At 69.6% G+C, this 25,475-nt stretch carries 17 protein-coding genes, 1 pseudogene and 1 CRISPR repeat array; of the genes and pseudogenes, 14 read left to right on the top strand and 4 right to left on the bottom strand.

Annotation, left to right across the window (positions count from 1 at the left end; translation table 11 throughout):
* Positions 1-274: 274 nt before the first annotated feature.
* The 8 genes from ACN267_RS12775 (at position 275) to ACN267_RS12740 (ending at position 10,895) form a co-directional block, all read left to right on the top strand.
* Entirely contained in the window at positions 275-2,701 is a 2,427-nt protein-coding gene (locus tag ACN267_RS12775) for a TIGR03986 family type III CRISPR-associated RAMP protein (RefSeq protein WP_421488750.1), read from the top strand.
* Positions 2,698-4,128, top strand: coding sequence for a Cas10/Cmr2 second palm domain-containing protein (locus ACN267_RS12770; protein ID WP_421488749.1), 1,431 nt, complete (start codon positions 2,698-2,700; stop codon positions 4,126-4,128). Before ACN267_RS12775 ends, ACN267_RS12770 begins: the two co-directional genes overlap by 4 nt.
* Positions 4,125-4,697, top strand: coding sequence for an RAMP superfamily CRISPR-associated protein (locus ACN267_RS12765; protein WP_421488748.1), 573 nt, complete (start codon positions 4,125-4,127; stop codon positions 4,695-4,697). The genes ACN267_RS12770 and ACN267_RS12765 overlap by 4 nt, the downstream gene beginning before the upstream one ends.
* On the top strand, positions 4,694-6,016 hold the full coding sequence (locus tag ACN267_RS12760) for a hypothetical protein (RefSeq protein ID WP_421488747.1): 1,323 nt from the start codon (positions 4,694-4,696) through the stop codon (positions 6,014-6,016). Before ACN267_RS12765 ends, ACN267_RS12760 begins: the two co-directional genes overlap by 4 nt.
* A complete protein-coding gene (locus tag ACN267_RS12755) occupies positions 6,013-7,272 on the top strand; it encodes an RAMP superfamily CRISPR-associated protein (RefSeq protein WP_421488746.1) in 1,260 nt (419 codons plus the stop codon). The genes ACN267_RS12760 and ACN267_RS12755 overlap by 4 nt, the downstream gene beginning before the upstream one ends.
* A complete protein-coding gene (locus ACN267_RS12750) occupies positions 7,269-7,715 on the top strand; it encodes a hypothetical protein (protein WP_421488745.1) in 447 nt (148 codons plus the stop codon). The genes ACN267_RS12755 and ACN267_RS12750 overlap by 4 nt, the downstream gene beginning before the upstream one ends.
* 83 nt (positions 7,716-7,798) lie before the next feature.
* A complete protein-coding gene (locus ACN267_RS12745) occupies positions 7,799-8,863 on the top strand; it encodes a hypothetical protein (RefSeq protein WP_421488744.1) in 1,065 nt (354 codons plus the stop codon).
* A gap of 151 nt (positions 8,864-9,014) precedes the next feature.
* Positions 9,015-9,340: direct repeats of the CRISPR family, unit length 36 nt; unit sequence GTCCCCAACCACGTCACGCCCAAGGGCGTATGGAAA.
* Between the two features lie 307 nt (positions 9,341-9,647).
* Positions 9,648-10,895 (top strand): IS701 family transposase, encoded by a 1,248-nt coding sequence (locus ACN267_RS12740; RefSeq protein WP_421488743.1) that lies wholly within the window; start codon positions 9,648-9,650, stop codon positions 10,893-10,895.
* Positions 10,896-12,782: 1,887 nt separating this feature from the next.
* Here ACN267_RS12740 and ACN267_RS12735 read toward each other — a convergent pair.
* Positions 12,783-14,224 (bottom strand): IS3 family transposase gene (locus ACN267_RS12735; protein WP_421487888.1). Its coding sequence is split into 2 segments (ribosomal slippage): positions 12,783-13,852 and positions 13,852-14,224, totalling 1,443 coding nucleotides; the frame shifts between segments, so codons are not numbered across the junction.
* 41 nt (positions 14,225-14,265) lie between these two features.
* Here ACN267_RS12735 and ACN267_RS12730 point away from each other — a divergent pair.
* On the top strand, positions 14,266-16,092 hold the full coding sequence (locus tag ACN267_RS12730; protein WP_421488742.1) for an FG-GAP-like repeat-containing protein: 1,827 nt from the start codon (positions 14,266-14,268) through the stop codon (positions 16,090-16,092).
* Between the two features lie 278 nt (positions 16,093-16,370).
* On the opposite strand, the gene ACN267_RS12725 is transcribed toward ACN267_RS12730, so the two are convergent.
* Positions 16,371-16,547: a hypothetical protein gene (locus ACN267_RS12725; protein ID WP_421488741.1), complete on the bottom strand. Its 177-nt coding sequence runs from the start codon at positions 16,545-16,547 to the stop codon at positions 16,371-16,373.
* A gap of 682 nt (positions 16,548-17,229) precedes the next feature.
* Positions 17,230-18,480, bottom strand: coding sequence for a hypothetical protein (locus tag ACN267_RS12720; RefSeq protein ID WP_421488740.1), 1,251 nt, complete (start codon positions 18,478-18,480; stop codon positions 17,230-17,232).
* Between the two features lie 580 nt (positions 18,481-19,060).
* Between ACN267_RS12720 and ACN267_RS12715 the strand changes: the two genes are divergently transcribed.
* The 4 genes from ACN267_RS12715 to ACN267_RS12700 all read left to right on the top strand — a co-directional run bounded on the left by ACN267_RS12715 (position 19,061) and on the right by ACN267_RS12700 (position 23,238).
* Positions 19,061-19,465 (top strand): VOC family protein, encoded by a 405-nt coding sequence (locus tag ACN267_RS12715; RefSeq protein ID WP_421488739.1) that lies wholly within the window; start codon positions 19,061-19,063, stop codon positions 19,463-19,465.
* Entirely contained in the window at positions 19,462-19,743 is a 282-nt protein-coding gene (locus ACN267_RS12710) for a winged helix-turn-helix transcriptional regulator (protein ID WP_208570228.1), read from the top strand. Before ACN267_RS12715 ends, ACN267_RS12710 begins: the two co-directional genes overlap by 4 nt.
* A gap of 751 nt (positions 19,744-20,494) precedes the next feature.
* Positions 20,495-22,504, top strand: a complete 2,010-nt coding sequence (locus tag ACN267_RS12705; protein WP_421488738.1) for a putative bifunctional diguanylate cyclase/phosphodiesterase — start codon at positions 20,495-20,497, stop codon at positions 22,502-22,504.
* A 26-nt stretch (positions 22,505-22,530) separates the two neighbouring features.
* Positions 22,531-23,238, top strand: a complete 708-nt coding sequence (locus tag ACN267_RS12700) for a VOC family protein (RefSeq protein ID WP_421488737.1) — start codon at positions 22,531-22,533, stop codon at positions 23,236-23,238.
* 74 nt (positions 23,239-23,312) lie between these two features.
* On the opposite strand, the pseudogene ACN267_RS12695 reads toward ACN267_RS12700, so the two are convergent.
* Positions 23,313-23,513: pseudogene (locus ACN267_RS12695) on the bottom strand (phenolic acid decarboxylase); the annotation flags it as partial.
* 287 nt (positions 23,514-23,800) lie between these two features.
* Between ACN267_RS12695 and ACN267_RS12690 the strand changes: the two are divergent.
* Positions 23,801-25,474, top strand: a complete 1,674-nt coding sequence (locus ACN267_RS12690) for a hypothetical protein (RefSeq protein WP_421488736.1) — start codon at positions 23,801-23,803, stop codon at positions 25,472-25,474.
* Position 25,475 lies beyond the last annotated feature (1 nt).

Below are 25,475 nucleotides of genomic sequence, written 5' to 3'. Positions count from 1 at the left end.
CGGCGCTGGACGGCTCACGGTAGGTGACGGTCGTGGGGGCGGCAAGTGGTGCAAGTGTCGTGGTGTGGACAGTGGGCGGATCGCCCTGGACGGTCTGCGGTGGCTGGTGTGGTGACCAGGGCTGATGCCTCGATCTGGTGACGGTGGGTGCCGTCGCGGTCGCTGTTGTTGTCCGGGCGTGGTCTTGTGGCGGTGTTGGCGGAACGGTACGTATGGGAGTCATGACTTTCGGCGGTGGCCGGCGGGACGCGTTCCCGGGTTGCGGTGACGTGTGATGGTGTCGGTGGTGGTCACCGGGTGGGACGCGGATGCGCGGCTGCTGCGGTATGTGCCGGTCAACGGCGGCGAAGGCGGCGGCGAGAGCACGGTGGAGGTGCCGGCCGAGGATGCGGGGGAGGTGTCCGCCGAGTGCGGGCGGGGCCCGCTGCCGAGGGCCGGTGAGTTGGTCATCGAGGGCGGCCGTTGCCTGCTGGACCTGTGTGGTCCGCCGGCCCGTTGGTGTACGGCGAAGCGGGACGGCGCGGCGGTGCGGCTGACCGAGCGGGACACCAACGATCGGGTGGTCACGTTTGCGGCGGCGTCGCTCGGGCTGCCCGGCGAGGAGGCGACCCTGGCGCGGGTCCAGCAGATCGGCGACTTCCTCCTGTTCGACCCACCAGGGCCGGTGCCTGGCTGCTGGGTTCGTCCGGGTGGGCTGTCCGGATGGCTGGAAGCGCTCCGCCAGGAGCTGGCGGTGGCCAAGGCTCGGAGGCGGCGTCGGGACCGGTTCGTCAACCCGTACACGTTCGTGCCGTTTCCTGCGCGGGTGGTGCGGCGGGAGCCGGCGGGGCACGAGTGGCTGGCGCCGGGCCGGCTGTCCGGGCGGCTGGTGGTGCGGTGGGAGTTCACCGGGCCGGCCCAGGCGCCCGACGGGTCGGCCGACGGTGCCGTGTTGCGGTTTCCGGGGTCGTCGGTGAAGGGCGTGGTGCGGTCGGTGCACGAGACGATGGCCGGCGGTTGTCTGCGGATCGTCGATGAGGAGTTCGTCCCGTCCTACCGGGACACCGCCTCGGCGTTGTCGGACGACTGGACCCTCGCCGTCGTCGCCAGAAAGTTCAACGGGCAGCCGTTGACGGTGCGGCCGGCGACCCAGGTGGTGTGGGTCCGCTCCCGGCAGCTCGTCGCGGCCTGCCGCGCTGGACTGCGGACCGGCAGCCGGGTCACCCTCGACGCACCGGAGCGTAAGAACAGTCTCAACCGGTATGAGCTGGACGAGCAGGCCCGGGTCTCGGCCGGTGGTGACTGGGTGGTGCTGTTGACCGACGCCGGAGCCCGGCCGGAGAAGCGTCGGGACGGCAGCGCGGCCCTGTACTTCGCCGCCTGCGGCCACATCCCCGACTCGACGCCGGAGGCGGAGGTGGACGAGGCGGTATGGCGACGGTTCCGGCAGGCGGTGGCGGGTGCCCGCGAGGCGGTCCAGAACCGTAGGCCGGCACGACGGGAACTCGGCCATGAAAAGCCCGCTCAGGCCGAGCAGAACAGCTGGGTGCCGGTGACGTTCCGGGGGCAGGTCATCGGCGAGCGGAAGTCGGTGACCGGCTGGTTCGAGGAGGGCGACGTGCTGTGGGTACGCCGCGACCGGAGCGGCCGGGTGGTCGAGGTGCGGCTGTCGGCGATCTGGCGGCACCCGGGCACGGGACCGCTGGGTGAGCGGGTGCCGCCTGACCTGTTGCCGTGCACCGATCCGGTGTCGTTGTGCCCGTCGTGCCGGTTGTTCGGGTCGGCGGACACGCAGGCGCGGGACGAGGACGGCCGGGCCGACCAGCGGGCGTACGCCGGTCACGTGCGGTTCGGGGACGCCGTGTCGGCCGGGCCGGTCGCGTTGACCGCATTCCGGCGGGCGCCGATGGGCACGCCACATCCCGGGGCCGGTCAGTTCTACCTGTCCTACGCCGACCGACGCCCGGCGGGAAGGGGGCGGCCGCCGACGCGGGAGTGGGGTGCCGATCCGGACCGGTCGCAGCCACGACCGGTGCGGGGACGCAAGTTCTACTGGCACTCCGCGCCCGGCACGCATCCACCCCGACACGAGGCGCAGGAGCATCACCGGCCGCAGATGGTCGCGGACAAGCTGCTCGCCCCGCCGGGCACGACGCTGACGCAGACGGTCACGTTCGACAACCTTGACCCCGCCGAGCTAGGAGGTCTGCTGGCGGCCCTGCAACCGGACCTGGCCCTGCGCCACGGCGGTGAAACCGAGGAGAGAGGGCGGACGCGGCTGCATCTGGGCGGTGGCAAGCCGCTGGGTCTCGGCTCCTGCACCGCGACCGTCGTGCAGGCGCAGGTGTGGGACGCGGGCAGCCGCTACGGCGACAGCCCACCGCCCGCGTACACGCCGGAGGTGTTCGTCGACGCGTTCGTCGCCTCCTGCCCGGACGAGGTGACCGCGACCTGGGCGGCGTTGTCGGCGGTGCTGGGTGCCGGCACGGTCAACGGCGCCCGGGTGTCGTATCCGCCTGGCGCGGACTGGACGGACCGGCAGCAGGACCCGAAACGGTTCGACGAGCCGTTCGCCTTCTTCACCGTCACCAGCGGCATGTACCTCGCGAAGGGCGAGGAACGGCCGCTGCTGCCGTTGCCCGACCCGACCGCCCCGGACCAGACCCTGCCGATCATCCATGAGGAGCACCAGGAGCATCGGCCGAAGGGCCGACGGTCATGACGGGTGGGATGTTCATCGATGTCGCCGCCGTCCGGATCGGGGACTACCTGAGCCGCACCCCGGACCTGAAGGGTCGGCGTGGCGCGTCGGCGTGGCTCAGCCACACCTCGCACCGCACCGGGCTACCCGACTGGCTGGCCACCGCCACCGCGCAGCTGGGCGTCAGGCCCGAGGTCAACCCGGAGGCGGGCGAGGCCGACGGGCTGATCCCCCTGCGGATACCTGCCGGCCCGGCCGACGGTCCCGGCGGCGGGGCCGCCGAGGAGGTGGCCCGGACGGTCGTCGACGCGCTGCGGCGACGGCTGCCCGGGGTGTGGCTGCGGGCGAACTGGGTCGCCGCTGACTCCTACCTGGCGGCGTACCGGGCCATGCACGACCCCGAGACAGGTACCGGACTGGAGGCGTTCCCACCGCTGCCGGACCTGCCTGTGCTGGCCACCTGCGCCCGCTGCCGGGTCGACCCGACGGTCGCCACCATCGACATCCACGAGGAGCAGAACGTGCCGGTCTGCGCGGACTGCGAGGCCCGGTACACCGACCGGTACCGACAGCCCGGACTGTGGCACGCGCACGTGCCCGTCGGCGCGGAAACCGACCTGCTGGAGGCGTTGTCGCTGACCCCACGTCAGGTCGTGCAGCACTTCACCGAACTGGCCGCGCTGGGTGAGGAGGACGGCAACCGTAACCACCTGGCGACGGTGTACATCGACGGGAATGGGCTCGGCGCGCTCTTCGACCACGTCGCCCGTCACGGCGACGGGGACCTGAAGGCCCGGGTGTCGGCGCGGGTGTCGGCGGCCACCCGCGCCGCGCTGGTCGAGGCGACCCGGGTCGTCCTCGGCTCCTCCCGTGCGGTTCCGGTCATCCCGCATCTGGTCGGCGGGGACGACGTACTCGTCTCGGTGGTCGCCGACCGGGCGTGGCGATTCGTCACCACCTATCTGGAGGCGTTCGCCGACCAGATGCGCGGCATCGACGGCCCGGCCGGACTGCTGCCCGACGGGCAACAGGTGACCGCGTCCGCCGGCCTGGTCTTCGCCCACGCGAAGTTCCCCTTCCGCCGCAGCGTGGAACTGGCCGAAGTCTTGCTCAAGAAGGCGAAGAAGGACCACAAGGGGCGGGACGCGGCGGTGGGCTGGCTCGACGTCACCCGCGACGGGGAACAACCACCCCGGCACCGGGCCACGTGGACCACCCAAGAGCTGGCCGCTCTAGGGCCGGCGCTGGCGGCGCTGGCCACCGTACCGCCGTCCGGGCGGGCCGTCTGCGAGCGGCTCATCGACCCCGGCCGGCCTGCCCTGTCCACCGCCCGGCTACGCGAACAGGCCCGCCGCCTCGACCGCAGCGACGTCCTCGACCCGTTCCTGACCCACGGCGGACCGGCCACGGTCGCCGACGCGCTCTGTCTGGTCCGGTGGTGGCGGTGACCCTCACCTTCGAGATCACCTTCCACGGGCCGTTCCGGGTCGCGACCGGGCGGGCCGGCGACGGCACCGACAGCGTCATCGACCGGGACGTGCCGCTGCCCGCCTCCAGCATCAAGGGCGTCATGCGCTCCGCTGCCCGGGACCTGCTCACCCTCCCACCACACCTGGTGGAGGCGGTATTCGGGACCGCCTGGCAGCCCTCGCCGTGGAGCTGGTCCGACGCCACCCTCACCAGCGACGGGGTCGAGCAGCTGCGGGTCCGTGCCCGCGCCCGGATCCAGATCTCCGACATCACGCACACCGCCGTCGACGGCGCGCTCGCCGTCGGCGAGGAGATCCTCGCCCACCGGGCCACCTTCACCGTACGACGCAGCGGCCCGGTGCCCGCCGCCGACCTGCCCCGGCACGAGGCGGTGCTGACCGCCGCCGCCCGCGCGGTCACCGCGCTCGGCGGCGACCGGCGACGCGGACTCGGCTGGGTGAGCCTCACCCCGCTGCACCCGGCATGGACCGCAGCCAGCGCCGACCACCTGACCGACCTGCTCCACAGCTCGGAGGAGTCATCATGACCGCGCCCGGCCCGGCCGTGCTGGCGGTGACCGTGACCGCCCGGCAACGACTCGCCCTCGGCGTCGGCTCGGAGATCGGCTACCACACCGCCGGCCACCGCTACGTGCCGGGCAGCGCGCTCCGCGGCGCACTCGCCGCCGTCTGGATCACCGAACACGGCCCACCCGGGCGCGGCAACCCGAAGACCGACGAGTTCCGAACCCTCTTCGACGGGACGATCCGCTACGGGAACCTGCTACCCGCCGGCAGCCACCGCACCCCACTGTCGGTGTTCCAGTGCAAATACTCGCCCGAACCGACGTGCGCGGAGACGGTCGTCGACCGGGCGTTTGAGACCGGCGACCACTGTCCCGGCTGCGGCCAGCGGCTCGAACAGAGCCGAGGCAACCTCGACCCGCCCGGCGAGCCGACCCGCATCACCCGCACCTCGATCGACCCGGCCACCGGCCGGGCCAAGGACGGCGAACTGTACGCCAACGACGCCCTGCCCGCCGGCACCACCCTGACCGGCCTGATCCACGGCCACCACCCGTGGCTCACACAACCCCACACACTGTGGCTCGGCGGGCGGCGTACCGTCGGCGGACAGGCCGACCTCACCACCACCGCACACCAGCCCGCCGCGCCGACACCGCCCGCACCCGGAAAACCGCTGGTCATACGACTGGCCAGCCCCGCCGTCTTCGTCGACCTCGCCGGACGCCCCCGGCTGACACCCGAACCCACCCTCGACCTCATCCCCGGAGCCACCCTCCTGCCCGAGGTATGGACCCGGGCGATCACCTGGTCCGGCTGGCACGCCGCCTCCCGCCTGCCCAAACCCGCCGAACTCTGCGCCACCGCCGGCTCCACCTACCGGATCACCGGCACCCCTGATGTCCTCGCCACGCTCGCCACCCGCCTCCTACGCGACGGCATCGGCCTACGCCGGTCCGAAGGATTCGGCGACGTCACCATCGCCACCCAACCCTGGCGACCCACCGCTCCCGGCATGGACGACGACGACACCACCGATCCGCTGTCCACACTGCACAAGCGGCTACTCGACATCGGCCTCGACGACGCCGCCTGGCGGTGGCTCATCGGTGCCCTCCGCGCCCTCCAGGTCGAACACCACCGCACCGGCACCGTCCCCGCCAACCTGCTTGTAGACCTGCTCAAACAGCCCACCGCAGCCGACCTCTCCGGCCGGCAACGCGACCACCTCCGCAAGACCCTGGACGGGCTCGCCCCGGCCACCCTGCGGGACCTCACCACCCTCGTGCTCACCACACCCGCCGCCGACCGCCAACGAGCAGCACAACGGACGGCACGATGATCATCACCTTCCTGATCGCCGAGATCACCGTCGAACCCGGCTGGGCCGTCGGCGCCGTACCCATCGACGACCCCACCCTCGACCGCGACCTGCTCCACGACACCGACGGCCGACCCTGGGTGCCCGGGTCCGCACTCGCCGGATCACTCCGCGCCCACCTACGCCACCACGACACCCGCCACGGCACCACCCTCGACACCACCCTCATGGGCAGCCGCCCCCCAGCACACCACGGCGACACCACCGACCCGTCCCCGCTGTGGATCCTCGGCACCCACTTCACCCCCGACCCCGGCAGCGACACCCTCACCGAAATCGTCGGGCAGACCGCGATCGACCGGCACCGGGGCACCGCCCGGCCCAACTCCCTGCGGTACAGCCACACCGTCGCCACCGGCGGAACCCTCACCGCCTACCTACGCCACGACGGACCGCTCACCGACGACCACCTTCACGCCCTCGCCGCCTGGCAACCCGCCATCGGCCGCGACCGCACCACCGGCGGCGGCCAGGCCCGCCTACGTGCCCTGCGCCACGGCAGCATCGACCCCACCACCCAGGACGGCATGCGCACCTGGCTCACCCACACCGGCCCCGCGCTCGTCGAAGCCGTCGCCACCCACCCCATCACCCCGACACCACCGCCGACCCGACCCTGGCTGGACGTCGACCTGCACCTGGTCGACGCGCTCCTCGTCGGCGACCCGCGACCCACCGGCGCGGCCACCGCCCGCGCCCGGGACAACCAACCGTTCGTCCCGGGCTCCGCGTGGAAGGGCCTGTTCCGCTCCCGAGCCGAATACATCCTGCGCTCCCGCTACGGCCCCGACACCGCCTGCCGACAACAGACCGGCTGCGGCACCTGCCCCACCTGCGACCTCTTCGGCCACCAGGGCAGGCGAGGACGACTCGCCTTCCACGACAGCCCGATCCTCGACGCCCAGCGCCCACCGGCCCGCACCCACGTCGCCATCGACCGCGTCACCGGCGGCGCCCACGACGGCCTGCTCTACCAGACCACCCCGGTCACCACCGGCCGACTGCGCCTACGCATCGACGCCCTCACCGACATCCCCGACTGGGCGCACACCGTCATCCAGCACGTCCTGCGTGACCTGCACGACGGACTCATCGGACTCGGCTCCCGCACCACCCGGGGCATGGGCACCCTGCGCCTCGACACCCCACCCACACCCGACCCGGTCACCATCCCCGACCTGGAACCCACAGTTCGTACCGAAGGACCGGCGCGATGACCAGCTCCATGGACACCACCACCGCGACGACCACCGGTGTCCTGCACTCCCACGGCCGCATCCCCTGGCACCACCTCGCCGCCACCCTCACCGGAGCCGACGGCACCGCCTGGGCCGACTACGACGGCTTCCACATCGGCGCACCCCCCACCAGCCCACCCCCCTACACCCACCTGTGGGCCTGGACCACCAACTGGCTCCTCCGCGCCCGCCTCGACAACGACACCGCCATCGTCGGCGTCCTGCACCTCGACAACGCCACGCCCCCACTGGAGCCGCAGCCCGTCGCCGTTGAAACCATCGCCTACACCATCCGCCACGCCCACACCTGGCCCGCATTGGAAAAGCGCATCGGTCCCCTCGACCACACTGTCACCGACCGGCAGGCCGACCTCTACCAGACCGCCGGCACCCACCCGACCACCTTCGTCAGGATCAGATGAACAACCCCGCACCGATGCCCACCGCCAGGACCCGAGCCGGCATCAGACGGTGGCGACCGGCCTCCGGTCCACTGCTCACCACCGTGGCGAACTTCGCCATCGCCGCCTTGACCGCCCTCACCACCGCAGCCCTCGGCCTCATCGTCGAAGACCTGCTACCCCTGAAACCACCCCGCCAGGTGTCCCCGGAACGAGCCGCGCTGCTCGCCGCCGCCCTTGTCCTGCTCTTCACGGCCGTCCTCTGGCGCAGCCTGATCCACCGCCGCACCGGCACCCTCTTCTACGTCCGGCTCCTCGCCGACGACATGCCCGACCTGCACGACACCGCCATCCAGATCGCCGCCCGACGCCGCATGTCACTCAAATCCGTCACGCGGTGGGCCGACCTGCCCACCCACACCCACCACGGCGTCATCGACCTCAGCGCCACCTGCGCCGACATCGCCGCCGCCCTCGAAACGGTGATCAACACCGACCGCGACGACACCGCCTACACCATCGCACCCAACATCCTCTGGCCCGCCGCCCTCGCCATCGGCGCCGAACTCCCCATCGTCGACGACCTGCAACTCCTCGAACTACCAGACCCCCGCACACCCCACCCCATCACCTTCACCCTGACCAAGGCGGTCACCCCCGCCACCCTCGTCACCGAAGAACTTCCCCTCGACACCACGACACCGGACGCTCCCGTCGGCCTGATCCTCGCCTTCGCGCCCGCCGCCACGAAAATGACCCCACAGGTGACATACGCGGAATACCCCATCAGCCGATGCCAACGCATCCGACCAGCCGCGACAGAAGACATCACACAACTGAGCCGCACCACCTTCACCGGCCCCGAAATCGCCACATTCGCCAAGCCCCTCACCGAAGCGATAATCGCCGTGCAGAACCAAGCCGGGGCACGCGAGGTCATCATCGCCGCCGCAATGCCCAAAGTGCTCGCCATGGCCATCGGATGGCACCTCGCCCAAGCGACCACCCGATTCTTCACCAACACCCGCCTACTCCACTACGAACAGCGGACCAACACCTACATCCCCATCCGTGCCCACCCCGCGCAAGCCACCCGACCACTCGCCAAGCTTCCCTCCGCACACCGTCCAAACGGCGCAGAAACTGACGAAGCGGACCTGGGTAGCTGATCATGACCCCGCCTTATCCCCTGTGCAATGCCTTCACCAGCGCGAACGCGGCATAATCATCGACTGGCGGCTATTGTTGGACCGTCCGGACCGAGGGGGTATGCAACCTGCCGACAAACACCCTGGTCAAGCCCAGAGCGACAGCAGTAGGGTCCCCAACCACGTCACGCCCAAGGGCGTATGGAAACCCGTTGCGGGTTTGCAACGTGGTGACCTTGTGGTCCCCAACCACGTCACGCCCAAGGGCGTATGGAAACCAGATGTGCCCTCCGCTCACTCCGAAGAATGAGGGGAGGTCCCCAACCACGTCACGCCCAAGGGCGTATGGAAACAGTAAAACAGGTCACTCCGGGACAGTACCCGCGTCCCCAACCACGTCACGCCCAAGGGCGTATGGAAACCCGGCCCTGCCAGAAGGCTGTCCAGTACACCGCCTCGAGAGTCCCCAACCACGTCACGCCCAAGGGCGTATGGAAATCATTGACGCCGGTCCTTGCCCTCGTAGCTGCCGGGGTTTTCTAACCCACGTCACGCCCGGGGGATGGAAATGTCCATAGCATGGGCTTGGTGATCGGTCCCTGCGATTTCCAAATCACATCACGCCCAAGAATGCATAGAAACTCGTATTTCCCGGCCTGGGAGGGTGCAATGCTTCCACTCGTTCCCAGCCGCGTCGCGCGTGAGGGCGAATGGAGACATCCCGCAGGAGGGTTCCTGTACTACAGCTGCGGATCACGTAACGATGGCGGTTGATCGTCGTTGAGCAGGCGTGATATTCGAGGTGATGGATGATCTGGTTGACGGCTGGCAGGCGCGGCTGCGGGAGTTGACCGGCCGGATGGGGCACCTGTTCGCCCGGCCGGAGCCGCGGGAGGTGTTCGCTGACCTGGTCGACGGGTTGCTGTCGGATCTGGAGAAGAAGAACTGCTGGACCCTCGCGCAGCGGGCCGGGCATGGTCATCCGGGGCGGATGCAGTCGTTTCTGTGCCGTGGTGCGTGGAGCGCCGACGCCCTGGAGGCCGAGGTCCGTGACTACGTGGTGGAGCATCTCGGCGACCCGGACGGGGTCTTGATCATCGACGACACCCAGATGATCAAGAAGGGTGACAAGTCCGTCGGGGTCGCCCCGCAGCATTGCGGGGCCACCAACCAGGTGGAGAACTGCCAGGTCGCGGTGATGCTGACCTATGCTGGGCCAGCCGGGCACGCGTTCATCGGCCATCGGCTGTACCTGCCGAAACGGTGGACCGACGATCCGGCCCGCTGCCGCGAGGCGGGGATCCCGACCATGGTGGGGTTCGCCACGAAACTCGACCTGGCGCAAGAGTTGCTGGCCGAGGCGGTCGCCGCGAAGGTGCCGTTCGGGTGGGTCACCATGGACGGCGGTTACGGTCAGTACCCGCAGGTCCGCAACTGGCTGGCCGCCCGCAGCCTGCCGTATGTGGTGGCGACCTCGGCGGCGCTGCCGTTGACGCAGATCGGCGTGCTGCCCGGCGCCGTACCGATCACCCGCGCCGACCAGTTGCTGTCCCGGCTGACCGAGGACGACTGGCAGCGCCGCTCCTGCGGCGAGGGCAGCAAAGGGCAGCGCTTCTACGACTGGGCCCTGGTCCGGCTCGGCGGCAACCTGCGGGTCAGCGACGAGACACCCGCCGACGGGTTCGCCCACACTTTGCTGCTACGGCGTTCGATCACCGATCCGGACGAGGTCACTTATTTCCTTGCCCACGCCCCGGATCCGAGCCCGGCTGGCACGCTCATCCGCACTGCCGGGACGAGATGGAAGATCGAGGAGAACAACGAGCAGGGTAAGGATCTCATCGGTATCGATCAGCATCAGGTACGGACCTGGACCGCGTGGCAGCACACCATCACCGTGTGCATGTTCGCCGACGCGTTCATCGCCGTCCAACACGCCGACCTGCACCACGACACCGCGACCAGCGCCGACACTCCCGCCGGCGGTCAGGCCACCGGCCAGGGAAAAGCAGCAGCCCAACGGCAACCCGCCCGGCAGGCCCCGACTGGCTGAGCCCGGACCTACTCGCCCACGCCACCGTCGCCGACGTCCGCAACCTGCTCGCCCAGACCGTGCTGCACGCCCGCCACGACCGACACCACAGCCTGCGCTGGATCGCCTGGCGCCTCAAACACAAAATCCGCGCCCAGATCAGCCACTACCAACGCCGTGGCGATCCACTCCCGGCAATCCTACGAAAATGGGTAAAGCGCCCCGAAGTCATCCAGGTCTGAATGATCCGCAGCTGTAGTACCTGTGCCCTACCGTCGAGCGGCGGCGGTCGCCCAGCCGCGCAGGGGGTGATGTTCCTCCGGTCGTGTTGGGTGATCCGGCACGCAGCGATGCTGGGCGGGCGTGACGTGTGACGGTGCCCTCGTTTACCCCCCGAAAACTCGTACCAACGACCGGTAAACAGCGACTGGCGTTGCTCAACTGATTGTCAACGTTTGTGCAGGTCAACGACCGATTTCGCTAAGCGATGACAAGCGCGGGAGGGCAACGGTCGAGCAGCGTAGGTCGACGGTTCGATTCCGTCTCAGCACGCGCGTTTCGCTTCGGTACACCAGCCAGAAGGCCAGGCGGGGCAGCCGGCAAGGTCCGTACCGCCCGCGGCTACGGTCGAAATTCGATAGCTACGCTGTCTTGGGCACGCTGTGGGGGTGGGGTTGCGGTATCGATCACCCCACCGACACGAACCCCACGCTTCGGCCAAGTGTGCCGCGACGGATAAGGGGCGCAACGTTCCTTGTGACGGGTGTTCAGCTGATGGGGAGCGGGACGCGGCGGACCTGGCGACGTCCTGTCGGCCCCCCGTTTACCCCTCGAAAACCCCCGCTAGCGGTTGACAATCAGTGACAAGCGGCGATCATTGCCTGCTCATGTCTGCGCAGCTCAACGCCTAATTCTGACAGCCAACGACAAGGCCGGGATGGCTACGTTCCGTAACAAGGGGTCGTCGGTTCGAATCCGGCCGTCCCGACAGACAAAAAGCCCTGACCAGCGGGAACGCTGGTCAGGGCTTTGACTTTCTTCTATGGAGATGTGAACCGCCCCCGAAAACCCCCGGAAGACCTGCCACGGTCGTTCTCGGACCGCTTCACCGTGCGGATCGGTCGCGGCTCAGCTGCCGTCCGGATCTCCTGCCGAGAGCGCGGCCACCTGCCCACCACCGTCAAGATCCACGCTCACGTCGGTGTCCCCTGGCCGGCTGCTGGTGACCGACTGGGTGCTCCTTGGCCGGCCGTACTGAGGGCATGATGTTCGTCTACGACGGCGGCACCCTCGATGAGGTGGGCACGGCCGCCACCTGCCAGCGGACGAGCTGCGCAGCAGGACCTGGTGCACCGAGGAGCAGATCCGGGAGCGGACGTCGGAGCTGCTGGCAGCCCGGATCGCCGCCGCGCTGCGCGGCAAGGTCGAGGGCATGATGTTCGACATTTCGCCTTACCCGGCATTACCCGTCGGATCGTGGACACACAGGAATTCTCAGGCGTTGTAACCTCCATCCCGGACGCCATCGCTGCGGACTCTGGCCAATGTCGGTTCGTACGCCCCGAGACGTCGGGTGACGTGGGCGTTCGATCATCGACGTCTGCCGTGTGCGGGCGGCTCGCTTGCGGCGTGTGCAGGTCGACAGGGACCTGGATTCACCGAGCGTGCCCGCAACCTGGGCTGCCCCTCGAACATGTGACATGCGGACGTGCACCAGCGACCAACGGGGAGGAAAGACTGTGCGTAGATCCGGCGGGCGAAGGCTCGTGGTAGTACTGATGATGGCGGGTGTGCTCGCCGCTCCGGGTGGGCTCCCGGCCCAGGCCAGGGCAGCGGCTCCGGACTGTCCGACGCCGGCCGGTCTGCTGGCCGCCCCGGAACGTGTCAAGGGATTGAGGCCAGCGGGAGTTAAGCGGCCTGTCGTTCCGGTTCGGGTTTGTTGATCCAGACCTGGTTGGGCAGGTCGAGGATCTTGGGTAGGGGTCGGGTGGTGCCGAATCGTTCCGGGTGCGCCGCCCGCGCGGTGGCGAGGGTGTCCTGGCGGTTGGCGCGGACGGCGTGGTGGCGGCCGTGGTGGACGTCTGCGGGGGTGTGCAACCCGATCCCGGAGTGCCGGTGGGCGTGGTTGTACCAGGTCACGAACTCGGCCATGAACGCCCGTGCCTGGGCCAGGGACGCGAATCGGTGCGGGAAGACCGGCGCGTACTTCAACGTCTTGAACCAGGCCTCGCTGTACGGGTTGTCGTTGGAGGTCTTCGGCCGGGAGTGCGAGCGGGTCACCTGGAGGTCTTCGAGGAGGTCAGCGACCGACTTCGAGGTCATCGAGGTGCCCCGGTCGGCGTGCACGACGTGCGGGACACCGTGGGCGCCGAACACTTCGCGCATCATCGACTCGGCGAGCGGACCGGACTCGCGGGCGTGCACGCGGACCCCGACGATGTACCGGGAGTAGATGTCGATCATTACGTAGGCGTCGTAGTAGACGCCCTTGACCGGTCCGGCGAGTTTCGTGATGTCCCAGGTGTAGACCTGCCCCGGCCGGTCGGCGATCAGCTCGGGACGCTGCCTGGCTGGGTGCCGGGCCTGCCGGCGACGCTCGCGAACCTGCTTGTTTTCGCGTAGGAGCCGGTACATGGTGGCGATCGAGCCCACGTAGACGCCCTGGTCCAGCAGCGCCGCGTAGATCTGAGCCGGGGCGGCGTCGACGAACTCCGGGCTGTTCAACAGCCGCAGCACCTGCCCGCGCTCGCTCGGGGTGAGCGCGTTCGCAGGCGTCCGCCGAGCCGGCCGCGATGGTGTCGGCCGGCGCCGGTCCCGCTCCGCGCTGGACCGGGCGATCCCGGTCATCGCCGCCGCGGCCCGGGTCGTGGTGCCGGTGCTGGTCAACTCCCGGTACGCGGCCATCAGCGCTTGCCGAGCCCGAACACGTCCGGACCGTCCGGATCGCTCCTGGAGATGTCCTCCAAGAGCTCTCGTGCTTTTCCCATGATCGTCAACGCCGTCTCGGTCCGCGCCAGCTTCGCCTGCGCCTGCGCCAGTTCCCGCCGCAGCCGGGCGATCTCCGCCTGCTCCGCCGACGGCCTCCCGACCGTCTCACCGGCCGGCTTGCCCTGCAACAGGCCGGCGTCACGGGCCCGGCGCCACTCCGACATCAACGACGAGTACAAGCCCTCCCGCCGCAGGAACGCTCCGCCCTCACCAGCCGCGACGGCCTGCTCGTAACCGGCGAGGAGTTCCAGCTTCTGCCCCGGGGTGAACGACCGGCGGGCACGCGGCCCTTCCGAACGCGGGCCCTTCTTGCGACTCATGACCCCATCCTGGGCCGTCACAACGTCTACAGCAGCATTCAACGCTTCTCAATCCTGAACTCGCCCTGTCCGGCGGACTTGCTATGAACCGCTGGCCTCAACTCACCCTGACAGACAGGGCCCTGCGGGCCGACCCCCTCACCGACGAGGCGGCCGGGAATCCCGCCGTACTGGAGGGCGTGAGTTGTGCCCTGCCCTGGGCCACGGCGGTCGTGCCGGCGGTCGGCGAGTACGACGCCTCTTTCGTGTTGTTTCGCTTCGAGGATGTGGCGCAGCAGTGGAAACCGCTCAACGTCGGTTCGGGCGGGGTCTGCGACGAGTCGGTGCCGGCCGCCATCGCGGCCGAACTGGACGGATGCCAGCTGAACGACCCCGGCGACGAGCTGCCCGATGATGATCCGGCCGAGGAGACCGAGGATCCCGCTGCGGCTCAGGGTTCCGACGGTGGCGCACTGTCCACGTTGGCCTCCGCGATCGGTGGGCCGATCACGCGTACCGAGATCATGCAGCGGGCCCAGGGCTGGGTGGACAACCAGCCCGGCACCTACAGTCAGCGGGGGTTCTCCTGGGACCCGACCCACACCCGCAAATACCGGCGTGACTGCTCAGGGCTGGTGGGCATGGCCTGGCATCTGAATGCCGACCCGAGCACGCGGACGCTGCCCCAGTTCTCCAACCAGATCAGCAAGGCGAATCTCCAGCCGGGCGACATCCTCAACATCGCCTCCACGCACGTCGTCCTGTTCAAGAGATGGAAGACCGACCGACGGCACTTCAGCTACTACAGCTTCGGGTCGACGCCGGTGAAGATCAGGACTGCGGCGATCGACGCCGGGACCATCGACAGCCACCGGGCCACCAGCTACGTGGCGCGGCGGTACACGAAGATCGCGGCGTCGTCCACGCCGCCCCCGACGACGCCGACCGGTCGCGCCGCCCCGACGGTCGCGTACGACCAGGGTGACGGCACGATGCGGATGTACCGGTGGCTGTCCGATGGTGACTCGTTCAACCGCACGACCGACTACGACTCGGGTGCTTTCCGGCTCAGCGCGGTCGGCGACCGGATGGCCGCCGGTGATGTGGACGGTGACGGTAAGGACGACGTCGTCATGGCCTACCAGAAGTCGGACGGCACGTTCTCGTTTTACGTCTGGCGCAACGGCAACTCGGCTGCCCGTATCTGGTACGACAGCGGGCCGTTCAATCTGAGTAACGTCGGCGGTCGTCTCGTGCTGGGCGATTTCAACGGTGACCGTAAGGCCGAGCCGGCGATGGCCTACGACCAGGGTGACGGCACCATGCGGACGTACCGGTGGCTGTCCGATGGTGACTCGTTCAACCGCACGACCGACTACGACTCGGGTGCTTTCCGGCTCAGCGTCGTCGGCGACCGGATGGCCGCCGGTGATGTGGACGGTGACGGTAAGGACGACGTCGTCATGGCCTACCAGAAGTCGGACGGCACGTTCTCGTTTTACGTCTGGCGCAACGGCAACTCGGCTGCCCGTATCTGGTACGACAGCGGGCCGTTCAATCTGAGTAACGTCGGCGGTCGTCTCGTGCTGGGCGATTTCAACGGTGACCGTAAGGCCGAGCCGGCGATGGCCTACGACCAGGGTGACGGCACCATGCGGACGTACCGGTGGCTGTCCGATGGTGACTCGTTCAACCGCACGACCGACTACGACTCGGGTGCTTTCCGGCTCAGCGTCGTCGGCGACCGGATGGCCGCCGGTGATGTGGACGGTGACGGTAAGGACGACGTCGTCATGGCCTACCAGAAGTCGGACGGCACATTCTCCTACTACGTCTGGCGCAACGGCAACTACGCCGCCCGTGTCTGGTACAGCAGCGGGGCGTTCAACCTCAACAACGTCTCCGGCCGCCTCGTCCTTGGCAACTGGTAGACACTGACCCCGGGCCTGCCCCGGTACGGCCCTCGCGTCGCCACGCGGAGGCTGTACCGGGGCACGCCCTGCCCCGCCAGGCCGGGCTCCCCGGCGACGATTCATCCCGCACGGTGCCCATCTGCTCGTGACGACACATGGTGACGAAGCGCTTTCTTCGCAGCTCGCCGGTCGGGAAAGCGGCTACGGTCCAGGCCCGCACCGTCCCGGAGGGCGTCCTGCGCGGCGTACCCGGCGATCAGTAGCGCGGCGAAACCCGGGTGGTCAGCCGGCCGACCTCAGCCGAGCGAGGCGAGGATGAGTTCCCGGGTGGCGTGGACCGTGGGGGAGTAGCTGCCCGGGTCCCGGCCGATACGTTCCGCGCCGGCGCGCATGACGCCGCTGAGCAGTTCCACCACGAGGTGCACCTCGCCGACGTCGCGGAACTCGCCGCGTTCGATGCCATCGCGGACCACGTTCGACCTCGACGACTATCGCGTGGAACGGGCTGTCCGGGCCCTTCGGCAGGTCGGCGAACGGCAGGCCGGAACCGGGCCGGAGCATCAGTTGCAGGACCTGGTCCTGGAACGCGGCCAGGACCGCCTCGATGATCTCCCGCATCCGCTGCGCGGCCGGTTCGGTGGACCGGGCGGCGATCGTGGACACCTGCTGCACCGTGGGCTGACCCACCCGCTGGGTCAGGGCCAGGACCAGCGCGCTGCGGTCGCGGCCATAGTTGTAGAGGGTGTTGCGGGCGAGCCCGGCGCGGGCTGCGATGTGGCCCATGGTGATCGAGTCGGCGGGCGGGGTGCTCACCAGTGTCAGCCCCACCGCCGACACACCTGCCCCGACAACGGCCACCACCACCGCCCCGAAACCCAAGCCGACCCGGTCAAGACCAAGGCCCCTCGGTGCAGAAGGGCGTGCATCCCGGAGCGCTCTGCACACCGCGGGGCGCGTTGGGTCGGACCTCCGCCGGGAAGCTGATGCGGTGCGGGCCGTCAGCGACGGACAGCCGCAACCGGTGGCGCGCCGCCTGAACGTGCCGTTCACACCGCCCCGGGCCGGCCGTGGCACTGGCACGGCCGCGCCCTGCGGCCCGCGCGACCGGGCGGCTCACCTCAACCCACCGGCGTACGCCTCAACGGCGAGGCGGCGCTACGTGATGTCGAACAGCTGCCTCAGCCGGGCCTCGATCAGGGGTTGGCCGGCGGCGGACACGCCATAGTGGCCGACACCTTCGAGGACGGCGAGGTTGATGTCGTTGCCGTTGATCAGCATCTTGTTGACGGTGTCGTAGGTGACCGTGGCCGGGCTGGTGATGTCGTCGGTTCCGTACAGCCAGAGAATCGCCCCCGGCAGCGTCGAGTTCTCCAGCCTGCCCTGGTTCTCCGCGTAGAACCGCTTGTTCTCGGGCAGCGAGTTCGGGGCCTCGCCGTGAATACCGGGGTAGGTGGTCAGCCGGTGTGCCGGCGACGCGTTCAGGTAGTGCTGGATGTCCCGTTTGACCAGGGCGTTGAGGTCGTCCAGGCAGGTACGCCAGTTGTCGCGGTAGAACCTCAGCATGGTGGGACCGTAGATCGTGGCGGGGTCGATGTCGTAGCCCGCGTACCGTTCGGTCCTGGTGAAGTAGATGGTCTCGGCGTTGGCGAAGACGAGTTGCTCGATCTGGTGTTCCGTCGGCGGGAGCCCGGACCGCGAGGCCGCCGCGATGTCGTTCCACAGGACCCGGTTCATGGCGGGCACGTCCGGGACCGGGGCGAGGGTGATGGTGCCGCGGTACTCCAGGTCGGGGTCGGCCATGGTGGCCCGGTCGGAGTAGTACGCGGCGGCCAGGGCGGCGAAGCCACCTTCCGACCAGCCGGCCGGCACCCACTGACCCGACAGTTGGTCACCGAGGAGCCGCTGCGCGGCCACCGCGGCGAAGACCATCGAGTTTCCCTCGCTGGACAGCTCGTAGTAGCCGTGCCCCTCCGGGACGCCGTCGGCCACCGGACCGAGTCCCTCGTAGTCGGGGGCGACCACGGCGATGTTCATCTTCAGGATGGACGCCAGCAGGGGAGCGTTCGGCCCGTCGGCCCACCGGCCGTGTTCCTGGAGTTGCACGCTCGGCGCGCACTCCGGGGCCCACCCGACGGTGCCGTGCCCCCACACCACGAGTGGCCACCCGCCGGCCGGTGGCGCCTGCGTGGGCAGGAACAGCATGGCGGTGGCGTTGATCTGGCCGCCCCGGATGCCGGGCATGCGGTAGACGACGAGTTGGCCGTCGGCCACGTCGGCGATCACCGATGGCACGTTACGCAGCGGCGTGGGGGTGCCGACCACGTCCCCGTCGGCGGCCATCTCGACGGGGCCGGTCGGACCGCCATCGGCACCCCACGCCGGGGCGACGGGGATCAACAGCCCCACCAGCAGCACGACGAGCGGGAATCCGCGTCGGACACGACCACGCCGTCCGGGTGATCCGATGGGGCAACTGGTCATCGTGCTCCCGTCGTCGTGAGTTCCCGAGGCTGTCCCGGGCAGGGCGTCATGCTCCACCGCCGGCGACGTGACCCGTCGCGTCGTCCGGACACCACCACAGGGGCCCCGGGCAGCCGGGCGCACGTGGCCGTGACGTGTGCCGGTCGGCAGGCCGGAGCCCGCGACGAGCCTCCGGTTCCGGTGTCTACGGGTCGAGAATAGGCCCGTGCGGTCAGGTTAGAGGTGGTTTTCCCGGGCCGGCCCGGGACCGGCGACGACCGGCCCGTCGGACTCCATGACCACCCACCGGGGAGGTGATCGCCTCACCCCAGCAGCGGGGAGGAAGCCCGACCCGGCCAGGCCCTCCGTCACCACGTAGACCTCCCATAACGTCTGCCCTACCTCCCGGGCTCGGGACCCTCCTGACGAACTCGGCGCCGGGGAGGGCGCCCACTCCCGGTTCCGTCGCTGGACGGTGGACGCATGCCGCTTGACCAGTCACTTGTATTTTGCAAGTATGGCCCGCATGAGCCTCTTCATCACCTGCCCGGTCGAGAGCGTCGAGCGGGCAACCGCCTTCTATACCGCCCTCGGCTGGACCCTCAACGCCGAGATGTCCGACCACAACGTGTCGTGCTTCGCGATCGCCCCCGGGCATTACGTCATGCTCGGCAGCCGCGAGATGTACGCGAGCGTCGGCGGAGTCGAAGAGTTGATCGGCGGACCCCGCACGCCCTCCAAGGTCACGGTCTCGTTCGACCTGGGCAGCCGGGAGGCGGTCGACGAACTCGTCGACCGTGCCGGTGCCGCCGGCGGGCGGATCGGTGACACCGACGACTACCCCTTCATGTACCAGCGCCAGTTCGACGACCCCGACGGTTACCACTACTCACCGTTCTGGATGAAGGTGGACGCCGACCCGACCGCGTGAGCGACCTCGCCGCAGCCCTCGACATCGTCGGCGCACGGTGGGCCCTGCTCATCGTGGAACGCCTGCTCGACGGGCCACAACGCTACGGCGATCTGCAGCGCGACCTCGGCGTGCCGACCAACATGCTCGCGATACGCCTGCGCGAGCTCGAAGCCGCTGGCGTGCTGATCCGCCTGCCCCTTCGACACAACACCCGGGCCTACGCGCTCACCGATCGCGGGTTCGCCCTGCGCGAGGCGATCGTCGCACTCGGCAACTGGGGCAGGCGCGACTCCTGATCCGGCACCGCCGTCCGGGATCATGGCTGGCCGCCCACGGGAGGCAGGGTATGCAGGGCACAGTGGAGAGATGACTGCTGTGGCAGTCCGAAGGTACGAGACATGATCGACGTGCGGGCGCGCCGCTGGCTGATGATCGTGGGGGTGCTCCTCACCGCCGGAGCCCTCCTGCTGTTGTCGCTTCTCCCTGACCCGCCCGCCGCGGCGGTGGCGATGACGGCTTGGGTCGAACGCGGCCACCCGGTACCGATTGGAGCAACGAACTGCTGTTTCTCGCGGTCATCTGCTGGGGAGCCGGTGCGCGGTCTCTTCAGTACGGGACGGGCCGGCCCGTCAGCGCGGATCGACGCGGGAGGGACCGCTCTCACGGTCGCCCTCGTCGTCGTACGCTCGCGGTGGGGCATCTGGTCTACCCGGTGTTTGAAATCGACCTGTCAACCGAGGTCGTAGCCCTGCTCGTCAGCTCGAACGTTCGGCGCCCTGCAGGTGGCGTTCCTGGGTTTCGCCGGTCAGGACGTGGGTGACGGACAACCGGTCGGGGCGGCAGCAGCATCACCGGCCGGATCACCATCTAACGACCTCGATCACACCCGGCGGTCAAACCCGGAAAACGCCACACTCCCGCTCTCTCGCCGCCGACGCCTGAGTGGACCCTCCGGACGGCCGCTAGACTGCCCGTCGCGATAGGATGACCGTCTGTCAGCCGTGGCCGTGCTGTGTCCTGCTCGGCGAAGGGAAGTGGTGGCCCCAGGTGAGCACGCTGCCGGGACTCGCGGCGGACACCGCCTCCACCGCCTTGGCGATAATGGCCCCGGACGGCCGCTTTCTCTGGTGCAACCCGGCCGGTCACCGGTTGGGTGTCGGGCTGGCAGAGTTGCCGCTGGGGCAGATCGGGCCCGACGGGCCCGCGGTGGACCACCCGGTGCGAGGTGCCGACGGGGCCACCAGGTGGTTACGGGTGCGATGTCACGGCATGGAACACGAGGGGCAACCGCTGCGCCTGTACGAGCTGCGTGACGTCAGCGCCGAGCGGCAGGAACGCGACCGTGGGCGCAACTACCGGTGGCGGCTGGCCCACCTTGAGCAACTCGCCAAGGTGGGCACCTGGGAGTGGAACGTACTGACCGGTGAGGTCGTCTGGAGCGACGTGCTGCTGCAGATGTTCGGTCTGCCTGCTGACGCGCACCTCGACTACGACTCCTACCGGCAGATGTTGTACCCGGACGACGTCGCGATGATCGAACGGACGTTGGAGAAGGCCCTGCGTGACGGCGGCTCGTTCTCCTACACGCACCGGATGTACCTCGCCGACGGCGCGACACTGCGCGTCTTCGAGTGCTACGGCGAGGTCTTCCCCGATGCCGCTGGGGCGCCGGCGCGCGTCCTGGGCACCGCCCACGACATCACCGCGATGCGGCGGGTGCAGGACGAGCTGACCAAGCTGGCCGAACGCGACCCGCTGACCGATCTGCCGAACCGCCGTGCCCTGCTGGCCCGCCTCGACGACCTGATCGCCGAGCTGCGGGAACGGTCCGCGGCGTTGCTGCTGATCGACATCGACAACTTCAAGGACATCAACGACGTGCACGGGCACGCGGTCGGCGACGACGTGCTGCGCGTCCTGGCCCGGCGGCTGCTGCACGAGCTGCCCGACGGCACGGTGCTGGGCCGCCTCGGCGGCGACGAGTTCGCGGTCGTCCTGCCGGGGGCGTACGCCGAGGACGCCCTCGCCGTCGCCGAGCGGCTCTGCGACGCCAGTGTCCGCACGCCCGTGCCGTTGGCCGGCACCGGGCTGCGGGTGACCCTGAGCATCGGTGCCGCCTCGCTGGAACCGGGCGACACCCGCGACACCGTGCTCGCCCACGCCGACCTCGCCCTGTACGAGGCGAAGAACGCCGGCCGCAACCGGGCCAGGCTCTACCTGCCGGAGCAGTACCGGCACGCCGTGCAGCGCGTCAACGTGGTGACCCGGGTCCGCAAGGCCCTCGACGAGAACCGGATGCGGTTGTACGCCCAGCCGATCATCGACCTGTCGACCGGGCAAGTGGTCAGCCGCGAGCTGCTCATCCGGCTGCGCGACGGCGGCGAGCCCAGCCTGTCACCGGCCGAGTTCCTGCCGACGGTGGAACGGGACGACCTCATCGGTGAGCTCGACCGGTGGGTGGTGTCCACCGCCACGCAGGCGCTGGCCCACCCCAAGGCCATGACGGCGGGAATGTGCTTCGACATCAACATCTCGGCTCGATCCCTGGAATCGCCGGGCTTCGGTGACTGGGTGGTGCGCACCCTGCGCGCTGCCGGCATCGACGCGAGCCGGCTCGGCCTGGAGATCACCGAGACCGCGGCGATCACCAATGTCGCCGCGGTGCGGCACCTCGCCAGCACCTTGCGCGACGCCGGTTGCCGGCTGAGCCTGGACGACTTCGGCGCCGGGTTCGGCTCGTTCGCCTACCTCAAGCACCTGCCCTTCAGCACGGTCAAGATCGCGGGCGACTTCGTCCGCCAGGCGGATCACGGCGGCGCCGATCCTGTGCTCATCGATGCGGTCGTCCGCGCCGCGCACGGCCTGGGCATGCGAACCGTCGCCGAGTCGGTGGAGCGCGCCGCGCTGGTGCCGGCGCTGCGGATGCTGGGTGTGGACGCCGGCCAGGGCTACCACCTGGGCCGACCGGCCCCATTGGACGAACTACTCGGTCGAACGTTCGACTCGCGGCAGGGCGGCGGGGCGGCCGGGACAGTTGTGGGGCATCCTGAACCCTGATCAACCGCCCCGCTTTGGAGACTCAGGTGAACGCACCCCGGACAAGGCCGTTCCCCACCGGCGCCGAACTCGTCACGAGCGACCTCGACGCTGCCCGTAGCTTCTACCAGGACCTGTTGGGCTGGACGTACCAGGCCACCGCCGACGGCTGCACCGCGCTCGCCGACGGGGCTCCCGCCGCCGATCTGAGGTTCGGTCCTGCCCCGGCCCGCTGGTGGACTGTCTTCGGCGCCGCCGACGAGGCCACCGTCCGGGCCGCCGCCGGCGCAGCCGGTGCCCGGCTGACCGGCGACGAGGTGCACGACCCGCTGGGCGGGAGCTTCCGGCTACGCACCGCACCGGCCCCGGTGGCCCCGGGCCTCGGTCGGCCCTGCTGGTACGAGTACATGACGACCGACCCGGCTGGAGCGGACCGGTTCCACACCGCCGCCCTGGGCCTGCGGTCCAGCGTGCCACCCGGCGCCCCCGACGACTCGTACGCCCTGCTCGTCAGCGACGTCGCGCCGGTCGCCGGCCGGCTCGCCACGCCTGCGCCGCTGGACACCCTGCTACCCGCCGGCTGGATGGTCTATCTGGCCGTGGCGGACCCGGACGACGTCGCCGAGCGGGCCCAGCGGGGCGGTGGCCGACTGCTGGTGCCGCCGCGCGACGTGGTGACCGGTCGGGTCTGCGCGCTCGCCGACCCGGCGGGAGCCGTCTTCACCGTCATTCGACCGGCCCACGCCGGTAGCTGACTGCCAGGCGTTCTTTCGCAGGTCGTCGTCACCGTGGCGTCCCGAAACCGGCACCGAGGCACGGCGGGAAGCTGGTGGGCAGGCCGGTCGATGACGGTGTCGTCGTCGGTGCCGCAGGATTCGATGAAGGTGATGTCGGTGAACTCGGCGACGACGTGTACGGGGTACGTCGGTCCGTCGTCGCGGTACCGACGCATGCGTTGCAGATGGTCGTTCGGGAAGAGCACCCTACGTTCCGGGTGTTCGTGTACCCAGCTGGGTACGGCCTGCTGCATCACCCGGGCCAGCATGGCAAGGCTGTTCTTGACCATCGATCGACTGCACTCGTCGGCGACCCGGGGTAGCGCCGTCTCGGCGTAACACCTCCCACAACACCCTGGCGTGGGGCCGGCCACCACCACGGTGACCGGCCTGCGTGATGTCCGCGACCCGCCAACGGCAGGAATCTCTTCACGCGAAAGGCGGGGCAACCGGTGTGGTTGCCGATACACTACGGCGCCCCGAGTGAGACCGCGACGGCGTGCACCGTCCGATGTGGGCGACTATCCGAAGGGGACGCCGCGTGCCGTGGGAGTTGGAGATCCACACGATCGACATCGGTGTGGGTGAGGCCAGCCTGATCATCGCCGAGGATCCGGCGGTACCCGGCTCGCGTAGGTCGATCCTGATCGACGGCGGGCTGTCGGCGGCGGCGGCTCTGACGCACCAGTATGTCGTGGCCACCCTGCCGCCCGGGGCCGGTCCGGATGTCCTGCTGGTCACCCACTACGACAAGGACCATTCGCACGGGATCTCCAGCCTCCTGTTCGCCGACAACCTTTCCGTCCTGTGTGACGTCGTTGTAGGGGCGACGGTCGGGGCACTGGTCGGCGGTGGTGCGGCGCTCACGCAGCAGGAGGCCGCGGCCAAGGCGGCCTGCGCGACGGTCGGCATCCTGTACGGGTCGTGGGGGGCGAACGTCAACTCCATCGACGCGACGGTGAACGCCCTCACCGCGGCGAACGTCAGCCTGTTGAACCCGGTTCAGGCCGCCGAGCGGGGAGTGGCCAGGGCGGAGGCGGTTGGGGCCGGCTGGGGCGGCCACGTCACGTTGATTACCAGCAAAGCTTGGCGCAAGGACGCCGGCCTGGCGGCCGGCGCGGCCGTGGCAGCCCTGCTCGCCATGGCGAATCCACCGACCGTCGCCCAGGTGCGTGCAGCGGTCGCGGCCGCCGTGTTCCCGGCACTGGCACGGACGGTCCCGAACGATGGACGGTTCGACACGGGCGGAATCTACCGCAACACGCGGGTTGTCGACATCGGCGATGCGCGCACCGCGCCCGCCCCGTATGCGAAAGCGGTCGCGGGTGAGCTGGTGAGCAGCACGTCGGTGCACCTGCAGATACCCGGCGTGAACCGGCAGCGGACCGGCTTCGCTCCGACGCTGGGCGATGAGCTGTTCTGGAACGGCGTCGCACCCCCGGTGGCCCCCGCCAACGCCCCGTACGCGGTCCTGGTCTCGGGCCCGCTACCGCACTCCGGGGCGACCGCCAGCGTGTGGCAGGGGGTCGGTGTGGCGCCGCAGATCATCCACGCCGGGCAGCTCGACAACCGGATGAGCATCGGCCTGGTCGTGCAGTTCAACGACTTCCGCTACTTCACCGCCGGTGACCTGCCCCTCGAGAGCGAGGATCAGCTGGCGATGGCGCTGATGGTGGCGGGCCAGCCGCTGCCGAACGGTGCCGGCGGCCTGCTGCCGGCGCTGGCGGCACCGCCCTGGGTGACGGCCTTCAAGGCCAGCCACCACGGTGCGGACACGTCCACCAGCGACAACTTCCTGAACTTCCTGGGACCGAAGACCGCGATCATCTCCTGTGGCCGCGAGTACGGACACCCGTTCCAGACGATGATCGACCGGCTGGAAGATCCCAACGCCACGATCGAGTTCTACTTCCTGACGAACTGCCGCTATCCCCGGGTGGGCATCCGGGCATCGCCGGCAGCAGACAGAGGCCCGGCCCGGGTGCCCGGGCCTGCGTACGAACAGAACGTCCCACACAACTGGTCACGTATCTCGGGCGACAACAACGACAACAACGGTGCCCTCGGGCGGGACAGGGGCAATATCGTCCTGCGGATCAACCAGGCGGGCAGCACCGCGATGGTGGGGAACCGGACGTACACCACGACGTACTGGGAGCACTATCCGACGGCCATGGCCGTCGCGGGCCCGACGGTGGTGACGACCCAGTGGTGAG

It is taken from the genome of Micromonospora sp. WMMD734, assembly GCF_049178975.1.
In the GTDB taxonomy this organism is placed as follows: Bacteria; Actinomycetota; Actinomycetes; order Mycobacteriales; family Micromonosporaceae; genus Micromonospora; species Micromonospora wenchangensis.
This window is presented reverse-complemented; position numbering and strand designations above follow the sequence as displayed.

Bases quoted from the DNA above. Each gene is read 5' to 3' on its own strand.
- ACN267_RS12775 (WP_421488750.1), top strand. From the start codon at position 275: ATGGTGTCGGTGGTGGTCACCGGGTGGGACGCGGATGCGCGGCTGCTG.
- ACN267_RS12770 (WP_421488749.1), top strand. From the start codon at position 2,698: ATGACGGGTGGGATGTTCATCGATGTCGCCGCCGTCCGGATCGGGGAC.
- ACN267_RS12760 (WP_421488747.1), top strand. From the start codon at position 4,694: ATGACCGCGCCCGGCCCGGCCGTGCTGGCGGTGACCGTGACCGCCCGG.
- ACN267_RS12755 (WP_421488746.1), top strand. From the start codon at position 6,013: ATGATCATCACCTTCCTGATCGCCGAGATCACCGTCGAACCCGGCTGG.
- ACN267_RS12750 (WP_421488745.1), top strand. From the start codon at position 7,269: ATGACCAGCTCCATGGACACCACCACCGCGACGACCACCGGTGTCCTG.
- ACN267_RS12740 (WP_421488743.1), top strand. From the start codon at position 9,648: ATGGATGATCTGGTTGACGGCTGGCAGGCGCGGCTGCGGGAGTTGACC.
- ACN267_RS12730 (WP_421488742.1), top strand. From the start codon at position 14,266: ATGAACCGCTGGCCTCAACTCACCCTGACAGACAGGGCCCTGCGGGCC.
- ACN267_RS12715 (WP_421488739.1), top strand. From the start codon at position 19,061: ATGAGCCTCTTCATCACCTGCCCGGTCGAGAGCGTCGAGCGGGCAACC.